The 25,262-nt window shown below is 69.2% G+C and carries 21 protein-coding genes and 2 pseudogenes; 13 read left to right on the forward strand and 10 right to left on the reverse strand.

Going from position 1 to position 25,262, the window contains the following annotated elements; all coding sequences use genetic code 11:
* Positions 1–45: 45 nt before the first annotated feature.
* Complete coding sequence (locus OG219_RS46575; RefSeq protein ID WP_266837627.1) at positions 46–1,062, reverse strand: acyl-CoA desaturase; 1,017 nt, start codon at positions 1,060–1,062, stop codon at positions 46–48.
* A gap of 309 nt (positions 1,063–1,371) precedes the next feature.
* On the reverse strand, positions 1,372–1,785 hold the full coding sequence (locus OG219_RS46580) for a hypothetical protein (RefSeq protein WP_266837628.1): 414 nt from the start codon (positions 1,783–1,785) through the stop codon (positions 1,372–1,374).
* A 330-nt stretch (positions 1,786–2,115) separates the two neighbouring features.
* Here OG219_RS46580 and OG219_RS46585 point away from each other — a divergent pair, with 330 nt between their 5' ends.
* Both OG219_RS46585 and OG219_RS46590 read left to right on the forward strand, forming a co-directional pair.
* Positions 2,116–3,531: a hypothetical protein gene (locus tag OG219_RS46585; protein ID WP_266837629.1), complete on the forward strand. Its 1,416-nt coding sequence runs from the start codon at positions 2,116–2,118 to the stop codon at positions 3,529–3,531.
* A gap of 182 nt (positions 3,532–3,713) precedes the next feature.
* The gene (locus OG219_RS46590) at positions 3,714–5,123 is read left to right on the forward strand and encodes an alpha/beta hydrolase-fold protein (protein WP_266837630.1); all 1,410 of its coding nucleotides are present in this window, start codon (positions 3,714–3,716) and stop codon (positions 5,121–5,123) included.
* 123 nt (positions 5,124–5,246) lie between these two features.
* Here OG219_RS46590 and OG219_RS46595 read toward each other — a convergent pair whose 3' ends face one another.
* Positions 5,247–6,152 (reverse strand): 2-hydroxy-3-oxopropionate reductase, encoded by a 906-nt coding sequence (locus OG219_RS46595; protein ID WP_266837632.1) that lies wholly within the window; start codon positions 6,150–6,152, stop codon positions 5,247–5,249.
* Positions 6,153–6,398: 246 nt separating this feature from the next.
* Here OG219_RS46595 and OG219_RS46600 point away from each other — a divergent pair, with 246 nt between their 5' ends.
* The 7 genes from OG219_RS46600 to OG219_RS46630 all read left to right on the forward strand — a co-directional run bounded on the left by OG219_RS46600 (position 6,399) and on the right by OG219_RS46630 (position 14,781).
* On the forward strand, positions 6,399–7,841 hold the full coding sequence (locus OG219_RS46600) for an aldehyde dehydrogenase family protein (RefSeq protein ID WP_266837634.1): 1,443 nt from the start codon (positions 6,399–6,401) through the stop codon (positions 7,839–7,841).
* A gap of 43 nt (positions 7,842–7,884) precedes the next feature.
* On the forward strand, positions 7,885–9,849 hold the full coding sequence (gene iolD, locus OG219_RS46605) for a 3D-(3,5/4)-trihydroxycyclohexane-1,2-dione acylhydrolase (decyclizing) (protein ID WP_266837636.1): 1,965 nt from the start codon (positions 7,885–7,887) through the stop codon (positions 9,847–9,849).
* Positions 9,846–10,616 (forward strand): HpcH/HpaI aldolase/citrate lyase family protein, encoded by a 771-nt coding sequence (locus OG219_RS46610; protein ID WP_266837638.1) that lies wholly within the window; start codon positions 9,846–9,848, stop codon positions 10,614–10,616. Before iolD ends, OG219_RS46610 begins: the two co-directional genes overlap by 4 nt.
* Positions 10,617–10,721: 105 nt before the next feature.
* Positions 10,722–11,939 carry a Gfo/Idh/MocA family protein gene (locus OG219_RS46615; RefSeq protein WP_266837640.1) on the forward strand — a complete coding sequence of 406 codons (1,218 nt, stop codon included), beginning with the start codon at positions 10,722–10,724 and terminating at the stop codon, positions 11,937–11,939.
* Positions 11,940–11,943: 4 nt separating this feature from the next.
* Positions 11,944–12,891, forward strand: coding sequence for an NAD(P)-dependent oxidoreductase (locus OG219_RS46620; RefSeq protein ID WP_266837642.1), 948 nt, complete (start codon positions 11,944–11,946; stop codon positions 12,889–12,891).
* Positions 12,888–13,775, forward strand: coding sequence for a sugar phosphate isomerase/epimerase (locus OG219_RS46625; protein WP_266837644.1), 888 nt, complete (start codon positions 12,888–12,890; stop codon positions 13,773–13,775). Before OG219_RS46620 ends, OG219_RS46625 begins: the two co-directional genes overlap by 4 nt.
* A gap of 157 nt (positions 13,776–13,932) precedes the next feature.
* The gene (locus OG219_RS46630) at positions 13,933–14,781 is read left to right on the forward strand and encodes a sugar phosphate isomerase/epimerase (RefSeq protein WP_266837646.1); all 849 of its coding nucleotides are present in this window, start codon (positions 13,933–13,935) and stop codon (positions 14,779–14,781) included.
* Positions 14,782–14,867: 86 nt separating this feature from the next.
* Here the strand turns inward: OG219_RS46630 and OG219_RS46635 are convergent, their stop codons facing one another.
* The 4 genes and pseudogenes from OG219_RS46635 to OG219_RS46650 all read right to left on the reverse strand — a co-directional run.
* On the reverse strand, positions 14,868–15,644 hold the full coding sequence (locus OG219_RS46635; protein ID WP_266837648.1) for a GntR family transcriptional regulator: 777 nt from the start codon (positions 15,642–15,644) through the stop codon (positions 14,868–14,870).
* Positions 15,644–17,143 (reverse strand): CoA-acylating methylmalonate-semialdehyde dehydrogenase, encoded by a 1,500-nt coding sequence (mmsA, locus tag OG219_RS46640; RefSeq protein WP_266837650.1) that lies wholly within the window; start codon positions 17,141–17,143, stop codon positions 15,644–15,646. The genes OG219_RS46635 and mmsA overlap by 1 nt, the downstream gene beginning before the upstream one ends.
* Positions 17,144–17,217: 74 nt before the next feature.
* Positions 17,218–17,370, reverse strand: a pseudogene (locus OG219_RS46645) (5-deoxy-glucuronate isomerase); the annotation flags it as partial.
* Positions 17,370–17,576, reverse strand: a pseudogene (locus tag OG219_RS46650) (5-dehydro-2-deoxygluconokinase); the annotation flags it as partial. The pseudogenes OG219_RS46645 and OG219_RS46650, both read right to left, overlap by 1 nt.
* A gap of 297 nt (positions 17,577–17,873) precedes the next feature.
* On the opposite strand from OG219_RS46650, the gene OG219_RS46655 reads away from it, so the two are divergent.
* Genes OG219_RS46655 through OG219_RS46670 form a run of 4 tightly spaced genes read left to right on the forward strand, consistent with a single transcriptional unit; the run spans position 17,874 to position 21,932 of the window.
* On the forward strand, positions 17,874–18,893 hold the full coding sequence (locus tag OG219_RS46655; RefSeq protein ID WP_266837652.1) for a sugar ABC transporter substrate-binding protein: 1,020 nt from the start codon (positions 17,874–17,876) through the stop codon (positions 18,891–18,893).
* Positions 18,893–19,972, forward strand: coding sequence for an ABC transporter permease (locus OG219_RS46660; RefSeq protein WP_266837654.1), 1,080 nt, complete (start codon positions 18,893–18,895; stop codon positions 19,970–19,972). The genes OG219_RS46655 and OG219_RS46660 overlap by 1 nt, the downstream gene beginning before the upstream one ends.
* Positions 19,973–19,977: 5 nt before the next feature.
* Positions 19,978–20,883, forward strand: a complete 906-nt coding sequence (locus OG219_RS46665) for an ATP-binding cassette domain-containing protein (RefSeq protein ID WP_266837655.1) — start codon at positions 19,978–19,980, stop codon at positions 20,881–20,883.
* A gap of 29 nt (positions 20,884–20,912) precedes the next feature.
* Positions 20,913–21,932 carry a Gfo/Idh/MocA family protein gene (locus OG219_RS46670; protein ID WP_266837657.1) on the forward strand — a complete coding sequence of 340 codons (1,020 nt, stop codon included), beginning with the start codon at positions 20,913–20,915 and terminating at the stop codon, positions 21,930–21,932.
* Positions 21,933–21,989: 57 nt separating this feature from the next.
* Here the strand turns inward: OG219_RS46670 and OG219_RS46675 are convergent, their stop codons facing one another.
* Genes OG219_RS46675 through OG219_RS46685 form a run of 3 tightly spaced genes read right to left on the reverse strand, consistent with a single transcriptional unit; the run spans position 21,990 to position 25,238 of the window.
* On the reverse strand, positions 21,990–23,015 hold the full coding sequence (locus OG219_RS46675) for a Gfo/Idh/MocA family protein (protein ID WP_266837659.1): 1,026 nt from the start codon (positions 23,013–23,015) through the stop codon (positions 21,990–21,992).
* Positions 23,012–24,013, reverse strand: a complete 1,002-nt coding sequence (locus OG219_RS46680; RefSeq protein ID WP_266837661.1) for a Gfo/Idh/MocA family oxidoreductase — start codon at positions 24,011–24,013, stop codon at positions 23,012–23,014. The genes OG219_RS46675 and OG219_RS46680 overlap by 4 nt, the downstream gene beginning before the upstream one ends.
* Before the next feature lie 46 nt (positions 24,014–24,059).
* Positions 24,060–25,238, reverse strand: coding sequence for a phytanoyl-CoA dioxygenase family protein (locus OG219_RS46685; protein WP_266837663.1), 1,179 nt, complete (start codon positions 25,236–25,238; stop codon positions 24,060–24,062).
* Between the last annotated feature and the right edge of the window lie 24 nt (positions 25,239–25,262).

The raw sequence follows: 25,262 nt of genomic DNA on the forward strand, positions 1-25,262 counted from the left end.
GAAAGGGCGGAAAGGATGGACCGGATGCGGCCGGACGGTCCGGGCTCACAGGCGGCGGGCGGCCACGCGGTCCGGGGCCGGCCAGCGCACCTCGCTCACCCAGCCGAGGCGTTCGAGAAGCCGGATGACGGCGGCGGAGGGGTCCACCTGGCCGCGGTCGACGCCGTGGCGGGCACACGTGGGGTCGGCGTGGTGGAGGTTGTGCCAGCTCTCGCCGAAGGAGAGCAGGGCCAGCGGCCACAGGTTGGTGGCCCGGTCGTGGCGACGGGTGCGGAACGGGCGCTCGCCGATCATGTGGCACAGGGAGTTCACGCTCCAGGTCACATGCTGGAGCAGTGCGATACGCACAAGTCCCGCCCACAGCAGGGCGGTCAGCGCGTGCACCCAGGATCCTCCGATGGCCCAGCCCGCCGCGAACGGCAGCGCGAGCGTGAGGACGCACAGGGCCGGGAAGGCGCGGGAGACGGCGTGGATGTCGCGGTCGGCGACCAGGTCGGGGGCGTAACGGTCCGCGGGCGTACCGTCGTTGCGGAACAGCCATCCGACGTGCGCGTGCAGCAGTCCGCGCAACTGGCCGCGCAGATGCGTGCCGTAGCGGTACGGCGAGTGCGGGTCTCCCGGCCGGTCGGTGAAGGCGTGGTGGCGGCGGTGCGTGGCGACCCAGCCGATGACATCACCCTGGAAACTCATCGAACCGGCCACCGCCAGCGCTATGCGCACGGGACGCACCGCACGGTAACTGCCGTGGGTGAGCCCGCGATGGAAGCCGACCGTGACGCCGAGGCCGGTGACCGTGTAGAGGACGACGGCGAGCAGGATGTCGGCGGGATGAATGAGACTCCCCCACAGCAACCAGCCGGCGAGGCCGAGTGCCACGAACGGCAGGACGACGATCGCCGCGGTCACAGCGACGTACAGCCGCTCGCCGCTGTTCCGTGGCGGAGTCGGAACCTCCTCGGGGAAGGGGCCCGTTCCGTCGTATCCCCCGGGCGGCTCGACAGCGTTCGTCGGCGCAACCGCTGAAGGGGGTTCGGCCGCGGACGTGGTGGAACTGAGTGACATGCGGAACTCCTTGACCTCGGTGCGGGTGGCGCGGCCGGGGTCACGGGCTGCTCCTGCAGGGACACGTGGTGGGCCTCGAAGCGGCGGTCTGGCGACTTCGTCCGGATCCGTACGGTCCGCCGACTGCCTGCTGGTATCTGCCCAGGAAGAGTCCTCAGTTCCTACACGGTACTCGCGCCCGCCCCGAAACGACGCGGCCCGGCTTGTCCGGGGTTGGCACCGCTATCGACGGGGCACCCGTCCGGTCGTCGAACCTAAAGGCAAATCATGACGAATCGATTGACGCCAGACGTGAGCCCTCCGGGTGCGTCAGACCTCGCAGAAGCCGAGCCCCTTGAGGGCGGCGTTGATCTGCCTGCCCTGTGCCTCGGTGGTGGTGACGTCCTTGTACGTGAAGCGCTGCGCGGCGAGGTAAGCGGCCTTGTCGCTGTCGACGGCGCTGCACTGATTGCGTGCGGCGTCGATGGCCTTGTCCTCGTACTTCACGGTGTCAGCGTTGGCGGCGGCGAGAGCCCTGAGCAGTACCTCGCGGTCGGCGCCTGTCGGCTCGGGCGGGATGCCGACGGAGGCGGCGGCACTGGCGCTCTGCTCGGGCGTGACCTCGGACTCGGTGACGCTGGGCGTCGCTTTCGCTGCATCATCGCCGGTCTCGTCGCTGCTGCAGCCGACGAGGGCGACGGCGAGCGTGGCTGTGACGGCCGCGATGGTGATGCGGGTGCGCATGATCCCCCCTGGGATTGGTGTGCCTGAGGAGGCATCATCCGTCACATGCGGGGTGAGCGAAGGTTCTGTGACTGCGCTGTGACACGACGAGGCCCTGGCACGCGATGATTCACCTGTGAATTCCCCGAGAAACGGCGAGATTCACACAGGTGATTCAGATAGTCCCTGGCCACCCACATTCATACGCCACGCGCAACCTTAGGTTCCTCTCCCAGCTCGTTGACCCTTCAAACTTTCCGGTGCAACGATCCCGCTACAGCGATTCCTTATGGATTTCACCGAAGCGTGGAATTCCACGGACCGGCAAGTGAATATGTGGAGGATAAGTAAATGGCAGGAGAAAATGCTGATGCCCGTTCTGGTGGCTCCTTGCGTCGGCGGGCGTTCCTCAGCAGCTCCGTGGCCGCAGCGGTGACGGCGGCGTCCCTGTCGACGGCTCTCGAGGCGCAGGCGTCGGACGCGAAACCGGCCGCCGACGCCTCCACGACGAGCCGGTCGGCGAGAACCGGGCTGAAGGTGGGCGCCGGGCGGGCGGCGATCGGCATTCCGTCGTCCCTTCTGCCGCTCGACAACTTCACCACCGTCCACGACGACCTCTACGTGCGGATCCTCCTGCTGGAAAACGAGTCGCGCCGCGTCGCCCTCACCGTGCTGGACCTGACGTCGATCAGCGCGGAGGCGATCGGCGCGATCAGGACGATCATCACCAAGGCGGCCGGCGTGGCGACGGCCGACATCGTGGTGACGGTGACGCACACGTTCTCCGCCCCGCACGTGCAGGCCGCGAGCAGCGGTACGGGGGCCGCGCAGTACGTCGAGCAGATCAAGCAGGCCGCCTCCACCGCCGTCACCGCCGCGGTCAAGGGCCTCAAGGCCGCGCGCGTCGGGTACGGGACGGGCAAGTCCGACGTGAACGTGAACCGGGACGTACTCACGGCCGACGGCTGGTGGCTCGGCACCGGTGAGGCGGGGGCGTCCGACAAGAGCGTCGGCGTCACCCGCTTCGACGACTTGGACGGCAACCCGATCGCCGTCCTCGCCAACTACAACGTCCAGTCCTCGGTCATGATGGAGTCGGTCATGGCCAACGGAGACCTGCCGATCACGGCCGACCTGGCGGGCGCCGCGGTGCAGCACGTCGAGAAGCAGTACGGCGGCGACGTCGTCGGCTTCTTCCTGGTCGGCTCCTGCGGAGACCAGTCACCCGCCTTCCGGTCCAAGCGGTACACCATCGACAAGGACAAGAAGTGGTCCCAGGTCGACGCCCAGGACGCCGGCTGGCTGCTGCTGACGGTGCAGGGCGAGCGGCTGGGCACGGAGATCGTCAGGGTCAGCGAGACCATCAAGACCGCCAACGGCGGGGCGAGTTCACCCCTGGCTCTGGTCAGGGACTCCGTCACGGTCGGCACGACGGCCTCGGGACATCCGACGGGGCCGACGAAGACGTACGACTTCACCCCCACCGGCACGGCGGACGTGCCGATCTGGGTCCTCCAGGTCGGTGACGGCGCGTTCGTCGGCGTGGCTCCGGAGCTTTCGACCGACACCGCGCTGAGCATCAAGAAGCACTCGCCCTTCCCGCACACCGCCGTCATGTCGATGCTGGAGGGCGGGTCGAAGAACATGGCCGAGGCCCGCAGTTACGCCCGGATCACGTACGAGGCGATGGACTCCTCCTACGCCCAGGGCGCGGCCGAGACCGTCGCCGCGAAAATCGGCGACCTGCTCGAAGCCCTGCGCGGCTGAGCCACGGCACACGGCGCCCGCCCGACGAATCCTGACGCGACCACGCCCTGGCAACCCTTGTCAACAATATCGTTCACAGCAATTTCCGATCTTGCTCTCGTACGGTCGCAGTCGCCCGACCCCGCGGTCGGCGCCCGACAGCTGTGGTCCGCACTCATCACCCCACTGAGGAGTCTGCATTCATGAAGAGGCGCACGTTCATCGCCGGAGCCGCGACGGCCGGGTCAATGGCCGCCGTCGGCAGCGTGGCCTACGGCGCGGCCGCCGACCCTGACAGCACGGCTTCACAGGCCGGTCACATCAAAGGCGCCACCGCGATCACGAAGGTGTTCGGCGACGGTCAGAAGCTCATAGCGGTAGCGGTCGAGTACGACCAGGAGATCGACACCTCGACGCTTTCGACGTCGACGTTCGCAGTCACCGACAGGACGGTCACCAAGGTCTACGCGAACCGGACGGCAGCTCTCGCCGAGCGGGACAGGGACGGCCGATACGTCATCGTCGAGCTCTCGTCCGACGACACGGCGGCGGCGCTGTGGGTGACCGGTCAGGGTTCCGGCACCCCGACGAGCACGCCCAGCAGCACCTCGACGGCCACCGCCAGCCCCAGCCCCAGCAGTTCCAGCGGATCCGGCGGTGCTCCCGGTGGAGGCGGGCCGGTGGTCGGCGACGACACACCGGGCGGGACCATCGTGGCGGCGAAGGCCACGCTGGTCCAGAAGGGCACCGTCACCAGCACCCACGGCACCCGCTACGCGGCGAACGACACGACGCTGACCACCAGTTCCGTGGTGAACCTGATCGTCGACGACTTCAAGCAGTTCACGTTCGACGACCCGGCGACCGGCCAGACCCTGAGGTACAACCTCTTCGTCCCGGAGAACTACGACCCCCGCAAGAGCTATCCGCTGGTGCTGTTCATGCACGATGCGAGCGTCGTCAACGTCGCCACCGAGGGTCCGCTGGTCCAGGGTCTGGGCGCCGTGTGCTGGGCGAGCCCCGCGGACCAGGCGAAGCACGAGTCCTTCGTCCTCGCGCCCGAGTACGGTTCGGTGGTCGTCGACGACAACTACGAGCCGTCGACGCTGTTCGACGCCACGGCCAATCTCGTCGAGTCCGTGACGAAGCGGTACAGCATCGACGAGGACCGGCGGTACACGACCGGACAGTCGATGGGCGCGATGATGTCCCTCGGTCTGAACATCAAGTACCCGGACCTCTTCACGGCGGCGTTCATCGTCGCCGGCCAGTGGCCCTCCGACGTGGCGGCCCCGCTCGCCGACAAGAAGCTGTGGATCCTCGTCTCCCAGGACGACGACAAGTCCTACTCCGGCGAGAACGCCATCACCACGGTCATCAAGGAGCAGGGCACCGCGGTCGCCACCGCGACGTGGGACGGACAGTCCACCGCCGCGCAGTTCGCCGCCGACGTCCGGGGCCTCAAGGCCCAGAAGGCGCCGGTCAACTACGCCTCGTTCCAGACCGGTACGACCGTCGAATCCGGCTCCGGAACCAGTGCGCACATGGGTACCTGGCAAACCGCCTACACCATCCCCGGTATTCGGGACTGGATCATGCAGCAGTCCCGGTAAAATCTCCTGTTCGGACCGACAGGGCGAGCCTCGAATTCACTCGCGAATTCGAGGCTCGCCCTATTCGCATTTTCGAGGGTATTTCCTCCCGGCTTTTCCTCGACCGTCGATTTCCGGACATTCTCAGTCCGCGGCTCGACCCGAGAGCCGTTCGACGCCGCGCAGCAGGGCGGAGTGATCCAGCGCGCCGTCACCGTTGGCGCGGGCGGAGGCCATCAGCTGGGCGGTGAGGGAGCAGAGGGGAAGGACGGCCCCAATGGCGCGGGCGGCGTCGGTGACGATGCCCATGTCCTTGTGGTGCAGGTCGATGCGGAAGCCGGGCTTGAAGTCCCGGTTCAGCATGGCGTCCTTCTTCCGGGCCAGGACGGTCGAGCCCGCCAGGCCGCCGCCGAGGACCTCCAGGGCGGAGGGGAGGTCGGCACCCGCCTTCTCCAGGAACACGACCGCCTCTGCCAGAGCCTGGATGTTGGCCGCGACGATGAGCTGGTTGGCGGCCTTGACGGTCTGACCCGCGCCGTGCGGGCCCACATGCACGACGGTCGTCCCGAGGACACGGAAGAGCGGGGCGGCCGCGGCGAAGTCGTCGGCGTCACCTCCGACCATGACGGACAGCACGGCATCGACGGCGCCGGCCTCACCACCGGACACGGGGGCGTCCAGGACGCGGACTCCCTTGTCGAGGCCCGCCTCGGCGATCGTGACGGCCGTCTGCGGGCTGACGCTGCTCATGTCGATGAGGAGGGTGCCGGTGCGGGCGTGCGCCAGGACGCCGTCCGGACCGAGCACGACCTCGGCGACCTGCGGATCCGCGGGGAGCATCGTGATGATCACGTCCGCGTCGGTGACCGCCGCCGCGACGCTGTCCGCCCCTTGTCCTCCCGCCCGGACGAGGCGGTCCACCGCCGGACGGCTCCGGTTGTATCCGATCACGGTGTGCCCGGCCCGGACGAGGTTGGCTGCCATGGGAGACCCCATGATGCCGAGGCCGATGAAGGCGATGGTGCGGGTCTGGACGGCTGTCGTGGCCATGTGGTCTGCGCTTCCTTCTGCTCGTCGAGGTGCGGCTGGAGAGGGTTGTTACGACAGCGTGCATGTCCGCCCGGGCGAGCGCACCGGCCGTCACGGATGATGGGGAAAAGATGCATCCAATGACGGAATAATGATGGATTCCACCCCTTCAGTATTGCCCTGCGGGCCACCTACCGTTGCGCCCATGTAAACGGCCTGGCCGTCGGCTGATCAGTAGGCCTTGACGGTTTCTGGAGGGAGAAGGCAATGAAGCCTGCGGAACTGCTCATCGGAAGCCGGTGGCAAGCGTCGGCAGGGTCGGGACGGACCCGGGACGTGACCTCGCCCTTCGACGGCAAGACCGTCGGTACCGTGGCGGTGGCCGGCCCCGAGGACGTCGAGTTGGCCCTGGCTGCGGCGGAGCGGGGTGCCGCGGTATGGAGGCGTACCCCCGCTCACGAGCGCATGACGATCCTGCTGCGTGCGGCGGAGCTCGCCGACCAGCGAGCCAACACGATCGCGCAGACCATCAGCGCGGAGTCGGGCAAGACCATCACCGAGGCCACCGGCGAGGCGTCGCGCTCCGGGGACCTGATCCGCCTCGCGGCCTTCGAGGGCACCCAGCTCTACGGCGAGACCCTGCCGTTGGACGCCAACCGCGGCACCGGACAGGACAAGGTGGGCTTCACGCTGCGCCAGCCCTGCGGAGTCGTGGTGGCCATCACGCCGTTCAACTACCCCGCCCTGCTCGTGCTGCACAAACTGGCGCCCGCGCTCGCGGCGGGCAACGCGGTCGTCCTCAAGCCGGCCACTTCGACGCCGCTGACCGCGCTGGCGCTCGCCGAGTGCTTCGTGGACGCGGGGCTTCCCGAGGGCGTGCTCTCGGTGCTCGTCGGATCCGGCGGGGTGCTGGGGGACGCCCTCGTGACCGACCCCCGCGTACGCAAGATCTCCTTCACCGGCTCCACCGGCGTGGGCGAGCACATCGCACGCGTCGCCGGGGTGAAGAAGCTCTCCCTCGAACTGGGCGCCTCCTGCCCGGTCGTCGTCCTGCCCGACGCCGATCTCGAACTCGCCGCGAGTGCCGTCGCGTTGGGCGGTTACGTCAACGCCGGACAGGTGTGCATCTCCGTCCAGCGAGTGATCACCCACCCCGACATCACCGGCGACTTCCTCGACGCCCTCGTCCCCAAGGTCAAGGCCATCCGGACCGGCGACCCGTCGTCCCCCGACACCACCATGGGTTCCCTGATCACGACCGCCGAGGCGGAACGCGTGGAGCGTGCCATCGCACAGGCAGGGGCCGACGGCGCCCGCGTCCTGACCGGCGGCGAGCGCGACGGGACCGTGGTGAGCCCGGCCGTCGTGGCCGATGTCGATCCCAACTCCCCGTTCAGCCAACAGGAGTTGTTCGGACCAGCGGTCGCCGTCAGCTCGGCCGCCGACTGGGAGTCCGCCATCGCCCAGGCCAACGGCACCGCCTACGGCCTCGGTGCGGGGATCTTCACCTCCGACATCGCAGGCGCGGTCCGTGCCATCCGGGAGATCGACGCCGGATCCGTCCACATCAACTGGACGCCTCTGTGGCGTGCCGACCTCATGCCGTACGGCGGTCTGAAGGGCAGCGGTTACGGCAAGGAAGGCCCCCGCGCCGCGGTCAGCGAGATGACCGAGGTCAAGACCATCGTCCTGCACGGCCGCCCCTGGTGACGCGGCCGCGTCCCCGTACACATCCCCGATCAGGAGCCGACTCATGACCGACCGGACGCAACAGGGCACGGTGCGCCTCACCGTCGCCCAGGCCGTCGTCACCTACCTCTCCCGCCAGTACTCCGTGGCCGACGGCCGACGCCGTCGGCTCATACCGGCCGCGCTGGGCATCTTCGGCCACGGCAACGTGGCGGGCCTCGGCCAGGCGCTAGACCAGCTCAGCGACCAACTCCCCTTCGTGCAGGGCCGCAACGAGCAGGCGCTGGTCCACATCGCGACCGCCTACGCCAAGGCGACCAAGCGGCACTCCACCCTCGCCGTGACCGCCTCCATCGGCCCGGGCGCCCTCAACATGGTGACCGGCGCGGGCCTCGCCACCGTCAACCGGCTGCCCGTCCTGCTGCTGCCCGGCGACACCTACGCGACCCGCCACCAGGGCCCCGTGCTCCAGCAGTTGCAGCACCCCATCGAGGCCGACGCCTCGGTGAACGACGCCTTCCGGCCCGTCTCCCGCTTCTTCGACCGCATCACCCGGCCCGAGCAGCTGCTGACCGCGCTGCCCGCGGCGATGCGGGCCCTCACCGACGTCGACACCGGCGCGGTCGTCCTCTCCCTCCCGCAGGACATCCAGTCCCACGCGTACGACTACCCGGTCGCGTTCTTCGCCGAGCACGACTGGGCGATCCGCCGTCCGGCGCCGGACGCCGACGAGGTCGCGGTGGTCGCGCGGATGCTCGCCGAGGCGGAGAAGCCGCTGATCATCGCCGGTGGCGGGGTCGTGTACTCCGGTGCCACCGAGGAGCTGGAGGCCCTCGCCGACACGGCGGGCATCCCGGTCTCGGAGACGTTCGCGGGCAAGGGCGCCATCCAGCGCCGCGCCTGGTGGCAGCTCGGCGGTATCGGTCTGGAGGGCACTCCGGCGGTCAACGTCCTTGCCCGGGAGGCCGACTTCGTCCTCACCGTGGGCTCCCGCCTGACGGACTTCGCCACCGCCTCGCACTCCATCTTCGAGAACCCGGGCGTGCGCTTCGCGAGCATCAACGTCAGCGTGCGCGACGCCGACCGCCTGGGCGCGACCGGCATCGTGGCCGACGCCAAGCGAGCCCTCGCCGCGCTGACGGAGGTCGTACGGGCGAACGGCACCACCACGTCGGCCAGTTGGCAGGACAAGGTGCGCACCCTGGACGAGCAGTGGCAGGAGCAACGTACCGCCGCACTCGACCCGGACACCCCCTTCGACTTCGCGTCGCTGGCCGACGACTCCGACGTCGTACGCGACACCGAAGCGGCCCTCACCCAGGGCCAGTTGATAGGCCTGCTGCAGGAGCACGCGCGGTCCGGTGACACGATCATCGCCGCCGCCGGTGGTCCGCCCGGGGACCTGCAGAAGGTGTGGGACGCCACCGAAGGCCGGTTCGCCCACCTGGAGTTCGGCTTCTCCTGCATGGGGTACGAGCTGCCCGCCGCGATCGGCGTCCGCTTCGCCGAGCCGGACCCGTCGAAGCGGGTGCTGTCCCTGCTGGGCGACGGAACCTTCCTCATGGCGCCGACCGAGCTGGTCACGGCCGCCCAGGAGAGGCTCCCGATCACGATCGTGATCCCGGAGAACCACGGCTACCAGGTCATCCATCGACTCCAAATGGGCCGCAACGGACGGGAGTTCGGCAACGAGTTCCGCTACCGCGACGGCAGCCTGGAGATCGGCTCCGGCAAGCCCGCCCGCCTGGAGGGCGACTACCTCCAGGTCGACCTCGTCAAGGTCGCGGAAGGCCTCGGCGCCCGCGCCCTCCGCGCCACGACCGCCGATGAGGTACGCGCCGCGCTGGCCGAGACCCGCGACCACAACGGACCGGTCGTCCTGGTCGTCCCCGTGATCCCGCACGCCGACCTTCCCGGCGCGGGTGTGTGGTGGGACGTGGCCCCGGCCGAGGTCTCCGAGCAGGAACTCGTCGCGCAGCTGCGCGACGAGTACGAAGAGGGTCTCGCGTCCCAGAGGTGGTACGGATGAATCGCTCTCCCTTGGATCACGGCCGCCTGCGCGCCCGGCTCGCCGCCGGCGAGGCCACCCTGGGCACCTTTGTCGGCCTCGCCTCCCCGGTCTCGGCCGAGGTCTGCGCCGCCGCCGGAGCCGACTGGGTGCTGCTCGACCTCGAACACGGCGCCGGCGGCGAGGAGCAGGTCCGTACGACCGTTCCCGCCGCGGCGGCCTACGGAGTGCCGACCGTCGTACGTGTCGAGTCCGTGGCCCGGATCCGCATCGGCCGCGTCCTCGATCTCGGCGTCGCCGGAGTCATGCTGCCGCGCCTCGACACGGCGGCCGAAGTCCAGGAAGCGGTACGGCACTTGAGGTACCCGCCCGCGGGGGATCGGGGCGTGGCCACCTACAACAGGGCCTGCCGTTTCGGACTCGACCCCGAAGCCCTGGACCGCGAGGGGGAGATCCTCGGCGTGATCCAGATCGAGTCGGCGAGCGCGCTGGACGAGGTCGAGGCCATCGCGGCCCTCGACGGCGTCGACGTGCTGTTCGTCGGCCCCCGCGACCTCAGCCATGACCTCGGCGTGCCGGGCGAGTTCGGCGCGCCGGTCTACCAGGAGGCGTTGGAACGTGTCCGCAAGGCGGCCGCCGACCATGGCAAGGCGTGCGGGCTCCTCGTCTCCGACGGTGCGGCCGCGGCCGCCAAGCGGGCCGAGGGGTGGACGTTCATCGGTATCGGATCCGACTCGACCTTGCTTGCCGCGGCGTTGTCCGCAGCGTTGTCCGCTGCGCGGGCCTGACCGTTTTTGTCCGCGGCGCCGTCGTGGCTGGTCGCGCAGTTCCCCGCGCCCCTGCGGGGCGCTGCCGACTTCACCCGAACTGCTCAGCACCCCCAGGAGACATCAATGACCCCCAACACCCCGGGCGCCGCCCGCGAGATCGGCGTCGGACTGATCAGCGTCGGCTGGATGGGCAAGCTCCACAGTCGCGCCTACCAGGCCCTGCCCTCCGTCTATCCCGAACTCGGCATCAAGCCCCGCCTCGTCCACGCCGCCGACACCGCCGAGGACCGCGCGGCCTACGCCCGTGACGTCCTCGGCTACGAGAAGGCCGGCACCGACTACCGCGCCGTCCTGGACGACCCGGACGTCGAGGTCGTCTCGATCTGCGCGCCCAACCTCCTCCACCACGAGATCGGCATCGCCGCCGCCAAGGCCGGCAAGCCGTTCTGGATCGAGAAGCCCGTCGGGCGCGGTGCCGAGGAGACCGCCGAGGTCGCCGCCGCGGCCCGCGCCGCCGGGGTCGTCACCTCCATCGGCTACAACTACCGGCACGCCCCCGCCGTGGAGCGGGCCCGCGAACTGATCGCCGAGGGCCGACTCGGCCGTATCACCAACGTCCGCGCCACCTTCTTCTCCGGCTACGCCTCCGAACCCAAGGGCGCCCTGTCCTGGCGCTTCAAGCGGGACCTGGCCGGACACGGCGCGCTCGGCGACCTGCTGAGCCACGTCGTGGATCTGGTCAGCTACGTCGTCGCCCCGATCGACGAGGTCTCCGCCCTCACCAGCACCGTCTACACCGAGCGTCCGATCCTCCCCATGGGCTCGGGCACGCACTTCGCGGTGATCGAGGACGGTGAGATGGCGGCCGTGGAGAACGACGACTACAGCGCAGCCCTCGTCCGCTTCCACGGCGGAGCCGTCGGCACCCTGGAGGCGTCCCGCATCATCGTCGGCCCGCAGTGCGGCATCGGCTTCGAGATCTACGGCACCGACGGCTCGGTCACCTGGAACTTCGAGCGCATGAACGAGCTGCGCGTCGCCCTCGACCGCAGCGGACCCCACCAGGGCTACACCACCGTGCTCGGCAACGGTCACATGGGCGACTACGCCAGCTTCCAGCCCGGCCCCGGCAACAGCATGGGCTACGACGACCTCAAGGTGATCGAGGCCAAGAAGTTCCTGGCCGCCGTGGCCGGCATCGAGCACCACAACTCGACGATCGAGGACGCGCACGCTGTCGCCGAGGTGATCGCGGCCGCGGCGGCCTCCGCGGAGAGCGGCTCCTGGCAGTCGGTGCTCGAGGTGCCGGGGGCCAACTTCGGCCATCCGGTGCGGAGTTGATCGTATGACCGAGCATGTCGTAGTGGCCCTCGGTCCCGTCGACGCCGACACCGTGGGTCCCGTCCTCGGGAAGCGGGTCACGTTCGTCACCGACCCCACCCCCGCGGACCTCGCGGTCGCCGAAGGCGCCATCGTCCGCGCCGACCGGCACATCGACGAGGACTTCCTCCGGCGGACCCCACGGCTGCGGGTCATCGCCCGTACCGGCGTCGGCGTCGACCTGGTCGACGTGGCAGCGGCCTCCGACCGCGGCATCGCCGTGGTGATCACCCCCAACAGCGGCAGCAGGGCCGTGGCAGAGGGTGTCTTCGCCATGGCCCTGCACCTGACCAAGCGGCTCAAGCCGCTGACCGAGCTGGTACGGGACGGCCGCTGGGCCGAGCGGAACGCCGTACCGGTCGGCGATCTGGACGGCGCCACCCTGGGGATCGTCGGTTACGGCCGCATCGGCCGCCGGGTGGGCGAACTCGCCGCCGCCTTCGGGATGCGGACGCTCGCCCACGACCCGTTCAGCCCTCCCCCGCCGGAGCTCGCCTGCGCCGACCTCGGTGCGCTGGCCGAGTCGAGCGACGTGCTCACCCTGCACGCACCGCTCGTCGAGGGCACCCGGCACCTCGTGGACGAGCGGCTGCTGTCCCGCGTCAAGCCGGGAGCGATCCTGATCAATTGCGGCCGTGGTGGCCTGCTCGATCCGGACGCCACCCTGGCCGCCCTGGAGTCGGGCCGGCTGTCGGGGGTAGGACTGGACGTGTTCGACCCCGAACCCGCCCTCCACCACCCGCTGTTCGACCACCCCGACGTCGTCCTGACCCCGCACCTGATGGGCATGACGCGCCGGGCGATGACCCTCACCTTTGTCGACGCCGCCCGCGGTGTCGTGGACGTTCTCGCGGGCCGCCCGCCGGCCGCGGTCGCCAACCCCGACTGGAACCACCGAAAGGCCACGGCATGACCACCTCACCCCTGAACAGGATCGCCGGCGCGCCCATCTCCTGGGGCGTGTGCGAAGTCCCCGGCTGGGGCTACCAGTTGACGCCCGAACGAGTGCTGAACGAGATGCGCGAGGTCGGCCTGGCAGCCACCGAGATCGGCCCCGAGGGCTTCCTGCCCGGCGAGCCGGACGCCATGGCCCGAACCCTCGCCGACCACGACCTGCACGCGGTCGGCGGCTTCACCCCGCTCCTGCTGCACGTGCCCGGACACGACCCGCTGCCCGAGGTCGAACAGCTCCTGGAGAGCTACGCCGCTTCGAAGGCGGAGGTGCTCGTCCTGTCGGCCGTCACCGGCCAGGACGGCTACGACTCCCGCCCCGACCTCGACGCCGACGGCTGGAAGCTGCTGCTGTCCAACCTCGACCGGCTCGCCAAACTGGCCGCCGAACGCGGTGTGCGCGCCGTCCTGCACCCGCACGTCGGCACGATGATCGAGAACGGCGACGAGGTCCAGCGCGTCCTGGAGCACTCGGCGATCTCGCTCTGCCTCGACACCGGGCACCTGCTCATAGGCGGCACCGACCCGGCCGAGCTCACCCGCCAGGCGCCCGAGCGCATCGCCCACACCCATATGAAGGACGTGGACGCCTCCCTCGCCGCCAAGGTCCAGTCCGGACACCTCAGCTACACCGAGGCCGTGAGCAAGGGCATGTACCGCCCGCTGGGTGCGGGAGACGTGGACGTAGAGGCCATCGTCACCCACCTCAGCGCACGCGGCTACGACGGCTGGTACGTCCTGGAACAGGACACCATCCTGACCGAGGAGCCCAAGGCGAAGGGTCCGGTCGAGGACGTGTGGGCCAGCGCCGAGCACCTGCGCACCGTGCTGCGCGGCGTCGCATAGTCGTATACAAGGCCTGATGTGTTTTTGATGCCTCCTGAGGGATTGACCGGCCGCGTGGGGCACCCAAGAATGCGGGGCGACTTGCTGCCTGTTCTTGGAATTGTCAGTCGTTGCGTGCCGGCGCCTTTTCCGAACATGAGGAATTCAGGAAAAAGAAATGACCGCTGACGAATTTCTGGCCACTTGTTGGACCACCGCGGGCAACGCCGCTCCCGACCAGGAAGACCAGCGCAGTCCGCTGAACCTGCGGGAACGGGTGGAAGCGGCGGCCGACGCCGGTTTCACGGCCTTCGGGCTGCTGTACGCGGACCTGGTGGAAGCCGAGCGCGAGTACGGGATCGCCGGCATCCGGTCGCTCTTCGCGGACAACGGGATCAACCACATCGAGTTGGAGCTGCTGACCGACTGGTGGACCGACGGACCCCGGCGGGCCGCGTCGGACACCGTCCGCGTCGGAATGCTGCGGGCCATCGAGGCCCTCGGCGCACGCACCTTCAAGATCGGCCCCGATGTGGCGGACGAACCCTGGGACCTGGACGTCTGGGCCAAGGAGTTCGCCACTCTGGCGGCGCAGGCCGACGGTGTGGGCGCCCGGCTCGGGGTCGAGCCCCTGCCCTGGTCCAACCTCAAGACCGTGCACGACGGCCTCCGGCTCGTCGAGACCGCCGGTCACCCGGCGGGCGGCCTCATCATCGACGTCTGGCACACCGAGCGCGCCCACACCCCGCCTGCCGACCTGGCAGACGTACCCGGGTCGCGGATCGTGGGCGTCGAGCTCAACGACGCCGACAGCCAGGTCATCGGCACTCTCTTCGAGGACACCGTTCATCGCCGTCGTCTGTGCGGAGAGGGCTCCTTCGACCTCCCGGGGATCATCGCCGCGCTCCGTACGGCCGGCTTCCGCGGCCCCTGGGGCGTGGAGATCCTCTCCGACACACACCGCACGCTGCCCGTGCGGGAGGCCGCCGCAGCGGCGTACCGGACCGCCGCGGCGCTGGTGAAGTAGAAGCCGCAGGGGTGGTGGGGACGAAACCACGGTCGTCCCCACCACCCCTGTTTCCATCCGCCGGTGCGAATCGACGGAGCAAGGCCCTATTGCCGCATGAGCAGCTGGAGCTCGAACACGTAGCGCGCCGCGTTGTAGAGATGCGTGCCGTACTCCACGGCCTCCCCGGCGGCGTCGTACGCCGTGCGCCGCAGGGTGAGCAGGGGCGCGCCCTCGGGCTCCCCGAGGTGTTCGCCGTCCTCGGCGGTGGCCGCGCGAGCGCCGATCGTCTGATGCCCGCTGTGCAGGCTGATGCCGGCCGCGTGCAGGAGCCGGTACAGCCCCGTGGCCTCCAGCATGTCCGTGCCCAGGTCGGGCAGCAGGCCGGTCGGCAGGTGGTTGCGCAGGACGGCCACGGGGAGTCCGTTCGCGTACCGGATCCGCTCCAAATAGACAACGTTGTCGCCCGTTCCGATGCCCAGAGCCGCGGCGGCCTCGGCCGACGCGGGTACGACATCGTTGCGTACCACCCGTGTGCTCGGTTCCTGCCCGGCCTCTGCCAGGTCGTCGTAGAGGCTGGTGAGTTCCAGTGAGCGCTTGACCGTGTTGTGCACGACCCGGGTGCCGACGCCCCGGCTCCGTACCAGCAGCCCCTTCTCGACCAGGGCCTTGATGCCCTGCCGGACGGTCGGACGTGACAGGCCGAGTCGTCCGGCGAGGTCGATCTCGTTGCCGAGCAGGGTGCCCGGGAGGAGCAGGCCGTGCTCGATGGCCTGCTCCAACTGCTGGGCGAACTGGTGGTACAGCGGTACCGGGCTCATACGGTCGATGGCGATGCCGAGCCGAGTGGTGGCGTCGGCCGTCTTCTGGCGCCCGGTTTTCATCAGTGGTTGCGCGGGAACCCGAGGTCGACGCCGGTGGGGGCGTCGGCCGGGTCCGGCCAGCGGGTCGTGACGACCTTGCCCCGGGTGTAGAAGTGGGTGCCGTCGTTGCCGTAGACGTGATGGTCGCCGAAGAGCGAGTCCTTCCAGCCACCGAAGGAGTGGTAGCCGACCGGGACCGGGATCGGCACGTTCACACCGACCATGCCCGCCTCGATCTCCAACTGGAAGCGACGGGCCGCGCCGCCGTCCCGGGTGAAGATCGCGGTGCCGTTGCCGAACGGCGAAGCGTTGATCAGCGCCACGCCCTCCTCGTACGTCTCCACCCGCAGCACACACAGCACCGGGCCGAAGATCTCGTCCTGGTAGGCCTTCGCGGACGTGGGCACCTTGTCCAGGAGCGAGAGGCCGATCCAGTGACCCTCCTCGAAACCCTCCACCGTGTAGCCGGTGCCGTCCAGGACGACCTCCGCACCCTCCGCCGCCGCGCCATGGACGTACGAGGCGACCTTGTCGCGGTGAACGGCCGTGATCAGCGGGCCCATCTCGGACGCCGGGTCGTTCCCGGGACCGATCTTGATCTTCTCGGCGCGCTCACGGATCTTCTCCACCAGCTCGTCACCGATCGCACCGACGGCCACGACCGCCGAGATCGCCATGCAGCGCTCACCCGCCGAACCGTACGCCGCCGAGACCGCCGCGTCGGCCGCCGCGTCCAGGTCGGCGTCCGGGAGGACCAGCATGTGGTTCTTCGCACCGCCCAGCGCCTGCACCCGCTTGTGGTTCGCGGCCGCGGTGGTGTGGATGTAGCGGGCGATCGGCGTCGAGCCGACGAACGAGACCGCCTTCACGTCCGGGTGCTCAAGCAGCCGGTCCACGGCCACCCTGTCCCCGTGCACGACATTGAAGACACCATCCGGCAGACCCGCCTCCGCCAGCAACTCGGCGATCTTCATCGCGGCCGACGGGTCCTTCTCCGACGGCTTCAGCACGAACGTGTTGCCGCACGCGATGGCGAGGGGGAACATCCACATCGGCACCATCGCCGGGAAGTTGAACGGCGTGATCCCGGCCACGACGCCCAGCGGCTGCCGGATCGAGGACACGTCGACCCGGCTGGCCACCTCCGTCGACAGCTCACCCTTCAGCTGCACCGTGATCCCACACGCCAGGTCCACGATCTCCAGACCACGCGCCACCTCACCCAGCGCGTCCGAATGCACCTTGCCGTGCTCCGCCGTGATCAGCTCCGCGATCGCATCCCGGTTCGCATCCAGCAGCGCACGGAACTTGAACAAGACCGTCGTCCGCTTCGCCAGCGACGACAGACCCCACGTCGCATACGCATCCTTCGCCGCAGCCACCGCGGCATCCACCTCCTCGACCGAGGCGAGGGGGACCTGCTTCTCCTGGTTGCCCGTGGCCGGGTTGTAGACGGGGCCGTAGCGCGCGGACGAACCCTCGCTGGGCTTGCCGTTGATCCAGTGGTGGAGGTTCTTCATGGGTGCGGGTTTCCTTTCGGGGGGCCGGACTCAGGCGTGGTCGCGGCGGGTGTTGAGGGCGGTGCGGAGAGGCAGACGAGGGTCGACCGGCCGTTGCCGGAGGGAGAGATCCGCTGGTAGCCGATGCCGTCGTCACCGGCGATCTCGAAGTAGTGGATCTCCCCCCACTCCGACTCCTCGCCGGGCCGGGTCTCGTCGTGCTTGCGCGGCGGGAAGGAGGACCAGTTGGGGCAAAGATCTCGCAGAAGGTGACGGGTGTCGGACGGCCGGCCACGGGCGACACCCAGCGGTCGTCGACCCCGAATCCTTTGGTGGCGGAGCCGCCCAGGAACTTGCCGGAACTCTCGACTCTTTCCAGGGGAACGCCGGTCTGCAGGGGATATATGCCGACGCCCGTTCGACCCATGGCTATTACATCAAAAGAAGCGTTCATTCACGGATCTCCTGCATGCGGGCACGCGTCCCCCTGCCGCGATCAGGAAGGCGAAGGGAAAGGGTCGGGGTCTCCCGGCCATTTCAGGTGTAGAGGTCACGCACAACCAGCGTCAAGTAATTGTTCTGACATCTTGCCGTGATGGATAAATGATGTCATTACAAACGTTGACCTCAGGGTGGCGTGACGGTTCTATCTCGTCATAGGCAACAGCCGTGTTAACGGCATGTGATCCGCAGTGTTCACGCGGTCAGCCGTTTCTCCCTTTCCCCTGCAGCACAGTGAGGTGCCGGAAAGATGGACCGTTCGTCATACCCCCGCTCCCGCAGAATCGTCCCCGTCGTCGCAGCGGCGGCAGCCGCCGCACTGCTTGCGGCCGGATGCTCCAGCAGCTCCGGAGGGAAGCAGGCCGAAGAGAGCGGCAGCGATGTCTCGGCCGGCAAGGCCGGCACGCCCCGCATGACGGTCGCGATGATCACGCACGCGGCCCCTGGTGACACCTTCTGGGACACGATTCGCAAGGGTGCCGAGGCTGCCGCCGCCAAGGACAACGTCAAGCTGGTTTACTCCAGCGACCCCAGTGGCCCCAACCAGTCGAACCTGGTCCAGAACGCCATCGACCAGAAGGTCGACGGCATCGCCGTCACCCTCGCCAAGCCCGACGCCATGAAGTCCGTGGTCGCCCAGGCCGAGAAGGCCGGCATCCCGGTCGTCGGCTTCAACACCGGCGTGCAGGACTGGAAGGAGCAGGGTCTGCTCGAGTACTTCGGCCAGGACGAGAGCATCGCCGGCGAGGCGTTCGGCCGCAGGCTCAACGAGGCCGGCGCCAAGCACACTGTCTGCGTGATCATGGAGCAGGGGCAGGTGGCCCTGGAGGCCCGCTGCGCCGGCGTGAAGAAGACGTTCGAGGGCAAGACCGAGATCCTCTACGTCAACGGCACCGACATGCCGTCGGTGAAGTCGACGATCACCGCCAAGCTCAAGACGGACTCCTCCATCGACTACGTCACCACGCTCGGCGCCCCGTTCGCGATGACTGCCATCCAGTCCATCGCCGACGCCGGCACCGACACCAAACTCGCCACCTTCGACCTCAACAAGGACGCGGTCGGCGCCATCAAGTCCGGCAAGATCCAGTGGGCCATCGACCAGCAGCCCTACCTCCAGGGCTACCTGTCGGTCGACTCCCTGTGGCTCTACAAGACGAACGGCAACTACAGCGGCGGTGGCGAGGCACCCGTGCTGACCGGGCCGGCCTTCGTCGACAAGACCAACGTCGACAAGATCGCCGAGTTCGCCGCGAAGGGCACCCGGTGATGACTATGACCCAGACCACGGTTCCGGCGACGGGCTCCCCGTCGCCGGCTCCGTCGGCCCACAAGAAGGACGGGCGGACCGCGGAACGGCCGCTGGCGATACGGCTGTTGGCCCGCCCCGAGGTGGGTGTCTTCCTGGGTGCCGCCGCGGTCTACGTGTTCTTCCTGATCTCGGCGCCGCCGGTGCGCGAGGCCAGCTCGATGGCGAACGTCCTCTACCAGTCCTCGACCATCGGCATCATGGCCCTCCCGGTCGCCCTGCTCATGATCGGCGGCGAGTTCGACCTCTCCGCCGGTGTCGCGGTGATCACCTCGGCGCTCACCGCGAGCATGCTCGCGTATCAGCTGAGCATGAACGTGTGGGTGGGTGTGATCGCCGCCCTGGCGGTGTCGCTGGGGATCGGGTTCCTCAACGGCTGGCTGGTGGTCAAGACCGGGTTGCCGAGCTTCCTGGTCACGCTGGGCAGCTTCCTGATCCTGCAGGGCGTGAACCTGGCGGTGACCAAGCTGGTCACCGGCAACGTGGCCACCGACGACATCAGCACCATGGACGGCTTCGGCCAGGCCAAGAAGATCTTCGCCTCGACCTTCGAGGTCGGCGGCGTCCAGATCAAGATCACCATCGTGTGGTGGCTGGTCTTCGCGGCCATCGCCACCTGGGTACTGCTGCGCACCAAGTACGGCAACTGGATCTTCGCGGTCGGCGGCAACAAGGACTCCGCCCGCGCGGTGGGTGTCCCGGTCGCCTTCACCAAGATCTCGCTGTTCATGCTGGTCGGTTTCGGTGCCTGGTTCATCGGTATGCACCAGCTGTTCTCCTTCAACACCGTGCAGTCCGGCGAGGGTGTGGGCCAGGAGCTGATCTACATCTCCGCGGCCGTGATCGGCGGCTGCCTGCTCACCGGCGGCGCCGGCAGTGCGATCGGCCCGGTCTTCGGCGCCTTCATGTTCGGCATGGTGCAGCAGGGCATCGTCTACGCCGGCTGGAACCCCGACTGGTTCAAGGCCTTCCTCGGCGTGATGCTGCTGGGCGCCGTCCTCATCAACTTGTGGGTCCAGCGCACCGCGACCCGGAGGTAACCACCATGACGAACACAGGCGGATCCGGCACGCACGGCGCCATCCTCACCGACCGCGCCCCCCAGGGCGAGGACGCTCCCCTCGTGGAGCTGCGCAACGCCGGCAAGTCCTACGGCAACGTCCGCGCCCTGCACGGGGTGGACCTCACCGTCCGCCCCAGCCAGGTCACTTGCGTGCTGGGTGACAACGGGGCCGGCAAGTCCACCCTCATCAAAATCATTTCCGGGCTGCACCAGCACACCGAGGGCGAGTTCCTCGTCGACGGCGAACCGGTCCACTTCACCACCCCCCGCCAGGCCCTCGACAAGGGCATCGCCACCGTCTACCAGGACCTCGCCACCGTCCCGCTGATGCCGGTGTGGCGGAACTTCTTCCTCGGCTCCGAAATGACCAAAGGCCCCTGGCCCGTCCGCCGCCTCGACATCGAGAAGATGAAGAAGACCGCGGACGAGGAACTGCGCAACATGGGCATCCTCCTGGACAACCTGGAACAGCCCATCGGCACCCTCTCCGGCGGCCAGCGCCAGTGCGTCGCCATCGCCCGCGCCGTCTACTTCGGCGCCCGCGTCCTCATCCTCGACGAGCCCACCGCCGCCCTCGGCGTCAAGCAGTCCGGCGTGGTCCTGAAATACGTCGCCGCCGCCCGCGACCGCGGCCTCGGCGTCATCTTCATCACCCACAACCCCCACCACGCCTACATGGTCGGCGACCACTTCAGCGTGCTGCGCCTGGGCACCATGGAACTCTCCGCCGAACGCAGCGAGATCACCCTCGAAGAACTCACCAACCACATGGCAGGCGGCACCGAACTCGCCGCACTCAAGCACGAGTTGGCCCAGGTCCGCGGCGTCGACGTCGAGAAGCTGCCGGATGCGGAAGCCCTTCAGGTGGGCGCCCCGCAGACCAACTGACCCTCACAAGCACCGGAGACATCACGAACATGCCACCTCAGCGAGCACTGGGTGTTGCCGTCATCGGCACCGGCAAGATGGGCGCCGACCATGTGCGCAGGCTGCACGACGTGGTCAGCGGGGCACGCGTGACAGCCGTCGTCGACATCGATGCGGAGCGCGCCAAGACGCTCGCGGACGCCATCGAGGGCTGCACGGCGTACACCGAACCCGATGCGGCGATGGCGGCTCAGGACGTGGACGCCGTACTCATCGCCTCCCCGGGGCCCGCCCACGAAGCGGCCCTGCTCGAAGCCCTCGGCCGTGACCTGCCCGTGCTGTGCGAGAAGCCGCTCACCCCCGACGCGGCCTCGGCCCTGCGTGTCCTGGAGACGGAGCAGCGGCTCGGGCACCGGCGTATCCAGGTGGGCTTCATGCGGCGGTACGACGCCGAGTACATGAAGCTGAAGCGGCTCCTCGACGGCGGAGAGCTGGGCAGGGCGCTGATGCTGCACCATCGGCACCGGAACCTGTCCATGCCGCCGTGGTTCACCAACGAGATGCTCATCAACGACTCGGTGGTGCACGAGATGGACGTGACCCGCTGGCTCCTCGATCAGGAGATCACAGCGGTCACCGTGCACAAGCCGGCCCCGACGTCACATGCTCCGGCCGGTATGAACGACCCTCAATTCGTCCTCTTCGAAACCGAGTTGGGCGCCTTGGTCGACGTCGAGATCTTCGGCCACTGCGGCTACGGCTACCAGGTGCAGGCCGAAGCGGTCTGCGAGCGGGGCACCGTACGCATCGGTGACGAGCAGGGGCCACGGCTGAGCGCCGACGGCCATTGGGGCGGACGTATCACCCCGGACTACGTGGAGCGTTTCGAGGACGCCTACGACCGCGAGGTCCAGGGCTGGGTGGACGCCACCCGACGCGGCGAGATCACCGGCCCCAGCGTCTGGGACGGCTACGCGGCCGCGGCCGTGTGCGAGGCGGGCGTGCTGTCCCAGCGGGAGGGGCGGCGCGTCGAGGTCGAGCTGATCGAGCGGCCGTCTTTCTACCGATAGGCGGCGCACAACGGAAGAGGGCGGTACCCGTCGGGTACCGCCCTCTTCCGTTGTGTCTCAGCTGCCGGCGTCCGGCAGGACCGTACGCGGCCGGAGCGGGAACCCGGCCGCCCGGTAGCAGTCGTCGATGAGCCGCATCGTGGTCAGCGCGTCATCTGCATCGAGCACCAGCGGTGCGCCGTGCCGCAAGTGGGCGGCGAAGGCCTCCAGTTGGTAGGTGTACGAGGAACGGCGGCCGAGTTCCTCGGTGCGCTCACCGGCGGCCGTACGCACGACGACGCGGTCGTCCAGGTGGGGCTGCACAAAGTTCACCACCGTGGCTTCGCCGCGCGAGCCCACGACGCGGCAGCTCATCTGCCAGCTGTCGTGGGCCATGTGGCAGCGGGCGCTGCCGGTGGCGCCGCCCGGGAACTCCAGATCCGCGTCCAGCCACTCGTCGACTCCCCCGGAGTCGGCCTTCTCACCGCCGCGCGCGGCGACGAGCCGGGGCGCCCCGCCCGCCCAGGGCGCGAGCATGCGCTGGGCGTGCAGGCTGTAGCACCCGAGGTCCATCAGCGCGCCGCCCGCCAGCGGGAGCGACCACCGTACGTCGCTGTCCGGCGGCGCGGGCATGGCGACCATGGTCTCCACTTGCCGCAGGTCGCCCAACTCCCCGCTGTCCAGCAGCTCGTGGAGGCGCAGGATGACCGAGTGGAACAGGTAGTGGAAGCCCTCCATGAACACCGTGCCCGCCTTGGCGACGGCCTCGTGGACCTCGACCGCCTCCGCCGCGTTGCTCGCGGACGGCTTCTCGGTGAGGACGTGCTTGCCGGCTTGGAGGGCGGCCAGGTTCCACGGCCCGTGCAAGCTGTTCGCAAGGGGGTTGTAGACGACCTCGATCTCCGGGTCGGCGATGAGCTCGGCATAGGAGCCGGCCACGCGTTCCACGCCGTGCGTGGCGGCGAAGCCCGCGGCCCGGTCGCGGTCGCGGGCCGCCACCGCGACGAGGCGGTGGCCGGTCGACCGGGCCGGTCCGACGATCGACAGTTCGGCGATCCGGGCCGCGCCCAGGATCCCGATCCGCAGGGGCTCGTCCGTTGTCACTTGCGCACCTCTTCGAGTCGTACGGGCCGGTGTTCATGGAGCGAGAGGGTGCATGCGTCGGCGATCCGGCTCGCCTCGACGGCGTCCGCGACTGTGCAGGGAGAGGTACGGGTACCGGCCACGACCTCGGTGAACGCGGTGAGTTCGGCGCGGTAGGCGGCGGCGAACCGGTCCATGAAGAAGGTGTGCGGGGTTCCGGCCGGGAAGGTGGCGCCGGGTTCGACGGAGCGCAGCGGCAGCTTGTCCTCCAGGCCGACCGCGATGCTGTCCTTCATGCCGTGCAGTTCCAGGCGTACGTCGTGACCGCGGGCGTTGTGGCGGGAGTTGGAGACGACGGCGATGGCACCGTCGTCGAGGGTGAGCAGGGCGGACGCGGTGTCGACGTCACCCGCCTCACGGATGTACCGCGCACCCCGGTTGCCGCCGGTCGCGTACACCTCGACCACCTCGCGGCCGGTCACCCAGCGCACGATGTCGAAGTCGTGCACGGAGCAGTCGCGGAAGATGCCGCCCGAGACGGCCACGTAGGCGGTCGGCGGCGGGGCGGGGTCGAGGGTGGTGGACCGTACGGTGTGCAGGTCGCCGAGTTCACCGCTCAGCACGGCCCTGCGTGCGGCCATACAGCCCGCGTCGAAGCGTCTGTTGTAGCCGATGTGCACCTCGACGCCGCTGCCCTCCACCGCGCGCAGCACCTCCAGGCTCTCCTCGACCCCGCGTGCCACGGGTTTCTCGCAGAAGACGGGGATGCCCGCCTTCACGGCGGCCAGGATGAGCTGGGGGTGGGCGTCGGTCGCGGCGGCGATCACGACGCCGTCGACTCCGGCGGCGAGCAGGGCCTCGGGAGAGTCGGTGGCGGTGGCCCCGAAGCGTTCGGTGGCGGTGGCGACGGCCGCGGCCACCGGGTCGGTGACCACCAGGGAGTCCACCGCGTCAAGGCCGGCGAGGGTCTCCGCGTGGAAGGCGCCGATGCGGCCAAGACCCATGATGCCTATACGCATGCCAGTCGTGCTCCTTCTGCTGAAGTGCGGCTCATTGATTGCTCCTTCAGCTCTGACGGCGCTTGGCGGCCGCCTCGAGTTCCTGGCGCAGCTCCTCGGGGTCCCAGCCCTCGGCGACTGCCTGCCAGACGGTGTCCGCCTGGGAGGGCGGGGCCAGACCGTCGACCGGCGGGTCGAGGTCGAGGTTGGTGGGGAAGGGGTAGCCCTCGGCGGTGGCCGCGATCACACGGCGCAGCCAGTCCTCCGAGACGCCCTCGGACTTGCGGCGCAGCAGCACCGGGAACAGGGCGTTCGCCATCGACTCCCGGTCCACCGTCTCCATCGCGCGGCCGAAGGCGGAGGAGACCTGCAGCAGATTGGCCATGCGCCTGATGTCGGCCGATCGGTTGTGTCCGGCGGCGTGGAAGAGCGCCGGGTTGAAGAAGACGGCATCGCCCTTCTCCAGGGGGAGTTGGACGCGGTGGGCGTCGAAGTACTCGACGAACCGCGGCAGTCGCCAGGCGAGATAGCCGGGCTCGAACTTCTGCGAGTGCGGCAGGTAGAGGGTTGGCCCGGACTCGACGGACATGTCGCAGTGGGCCACCGCGCCTTGCAGGGTGAGCACCGGCGACAGGCGGTGGACGTGTGCCGGGTAGGCGGCGGCGCGCTCCTGGGAGAGGAACCCGAGGTGGTAGTCGCGGTGGACGTTCTGCGCGGCTCCACCCGGGTTGACCACGTTGACCTGGGAGGTCACCTGGTAGGCGGGGCCGAGCCAGGCCTCGGAGATCAGCTCCAGGATGTCGTTGGCGTAGTAGTCGGCGAACGCCTCCGGCGCCCGTACGGCCACCTTGTCCAGCGCGTTCCAGACGCGGTCGTTGGCGCCCGGCTTGGCGAAGTGGTCGCCCCGGGCCGCGCCGCTCGAGCGCTCCTCCTCGATCAGTGCGTGGAAGGCCTCGGACGCCCGGTCCACGACGGCCGCGTCCGGGAAGGCGCCCTTCAGGACCACGATGCCGGGCCCGTCCAGCAGAGCCTGGGCCAACTCGTCCTGCACCTGCCGACGGCCCTCCGGGGAGGTCGTCCGGGAGCGGAGCCGATCGCTGTCGTAGAGCGGGACGTTCTGTTCGACCCGCTCGGCCGAGGGGTGGTCGGCGGGGTCGGTGCGCTGCTCCACGAGTGAGCGGAACGCGTCGAGATCGCAGTCCGCCTCGGTGAACCGAGTCCGCGTTCCCGCGGCGATGGGAGACATCCGGGTCCTTTCGCAGTCCGTGTA

Source organism: Streptomyces sp. NBC_00038, from assembly GCF_026343635.1.
Taxonomy (GTDB): domain Bacteria; phylum Actinomycetota; class Actinomycetes; order Streptomycetales; family Streptomycetaceae; genus Streptomyces.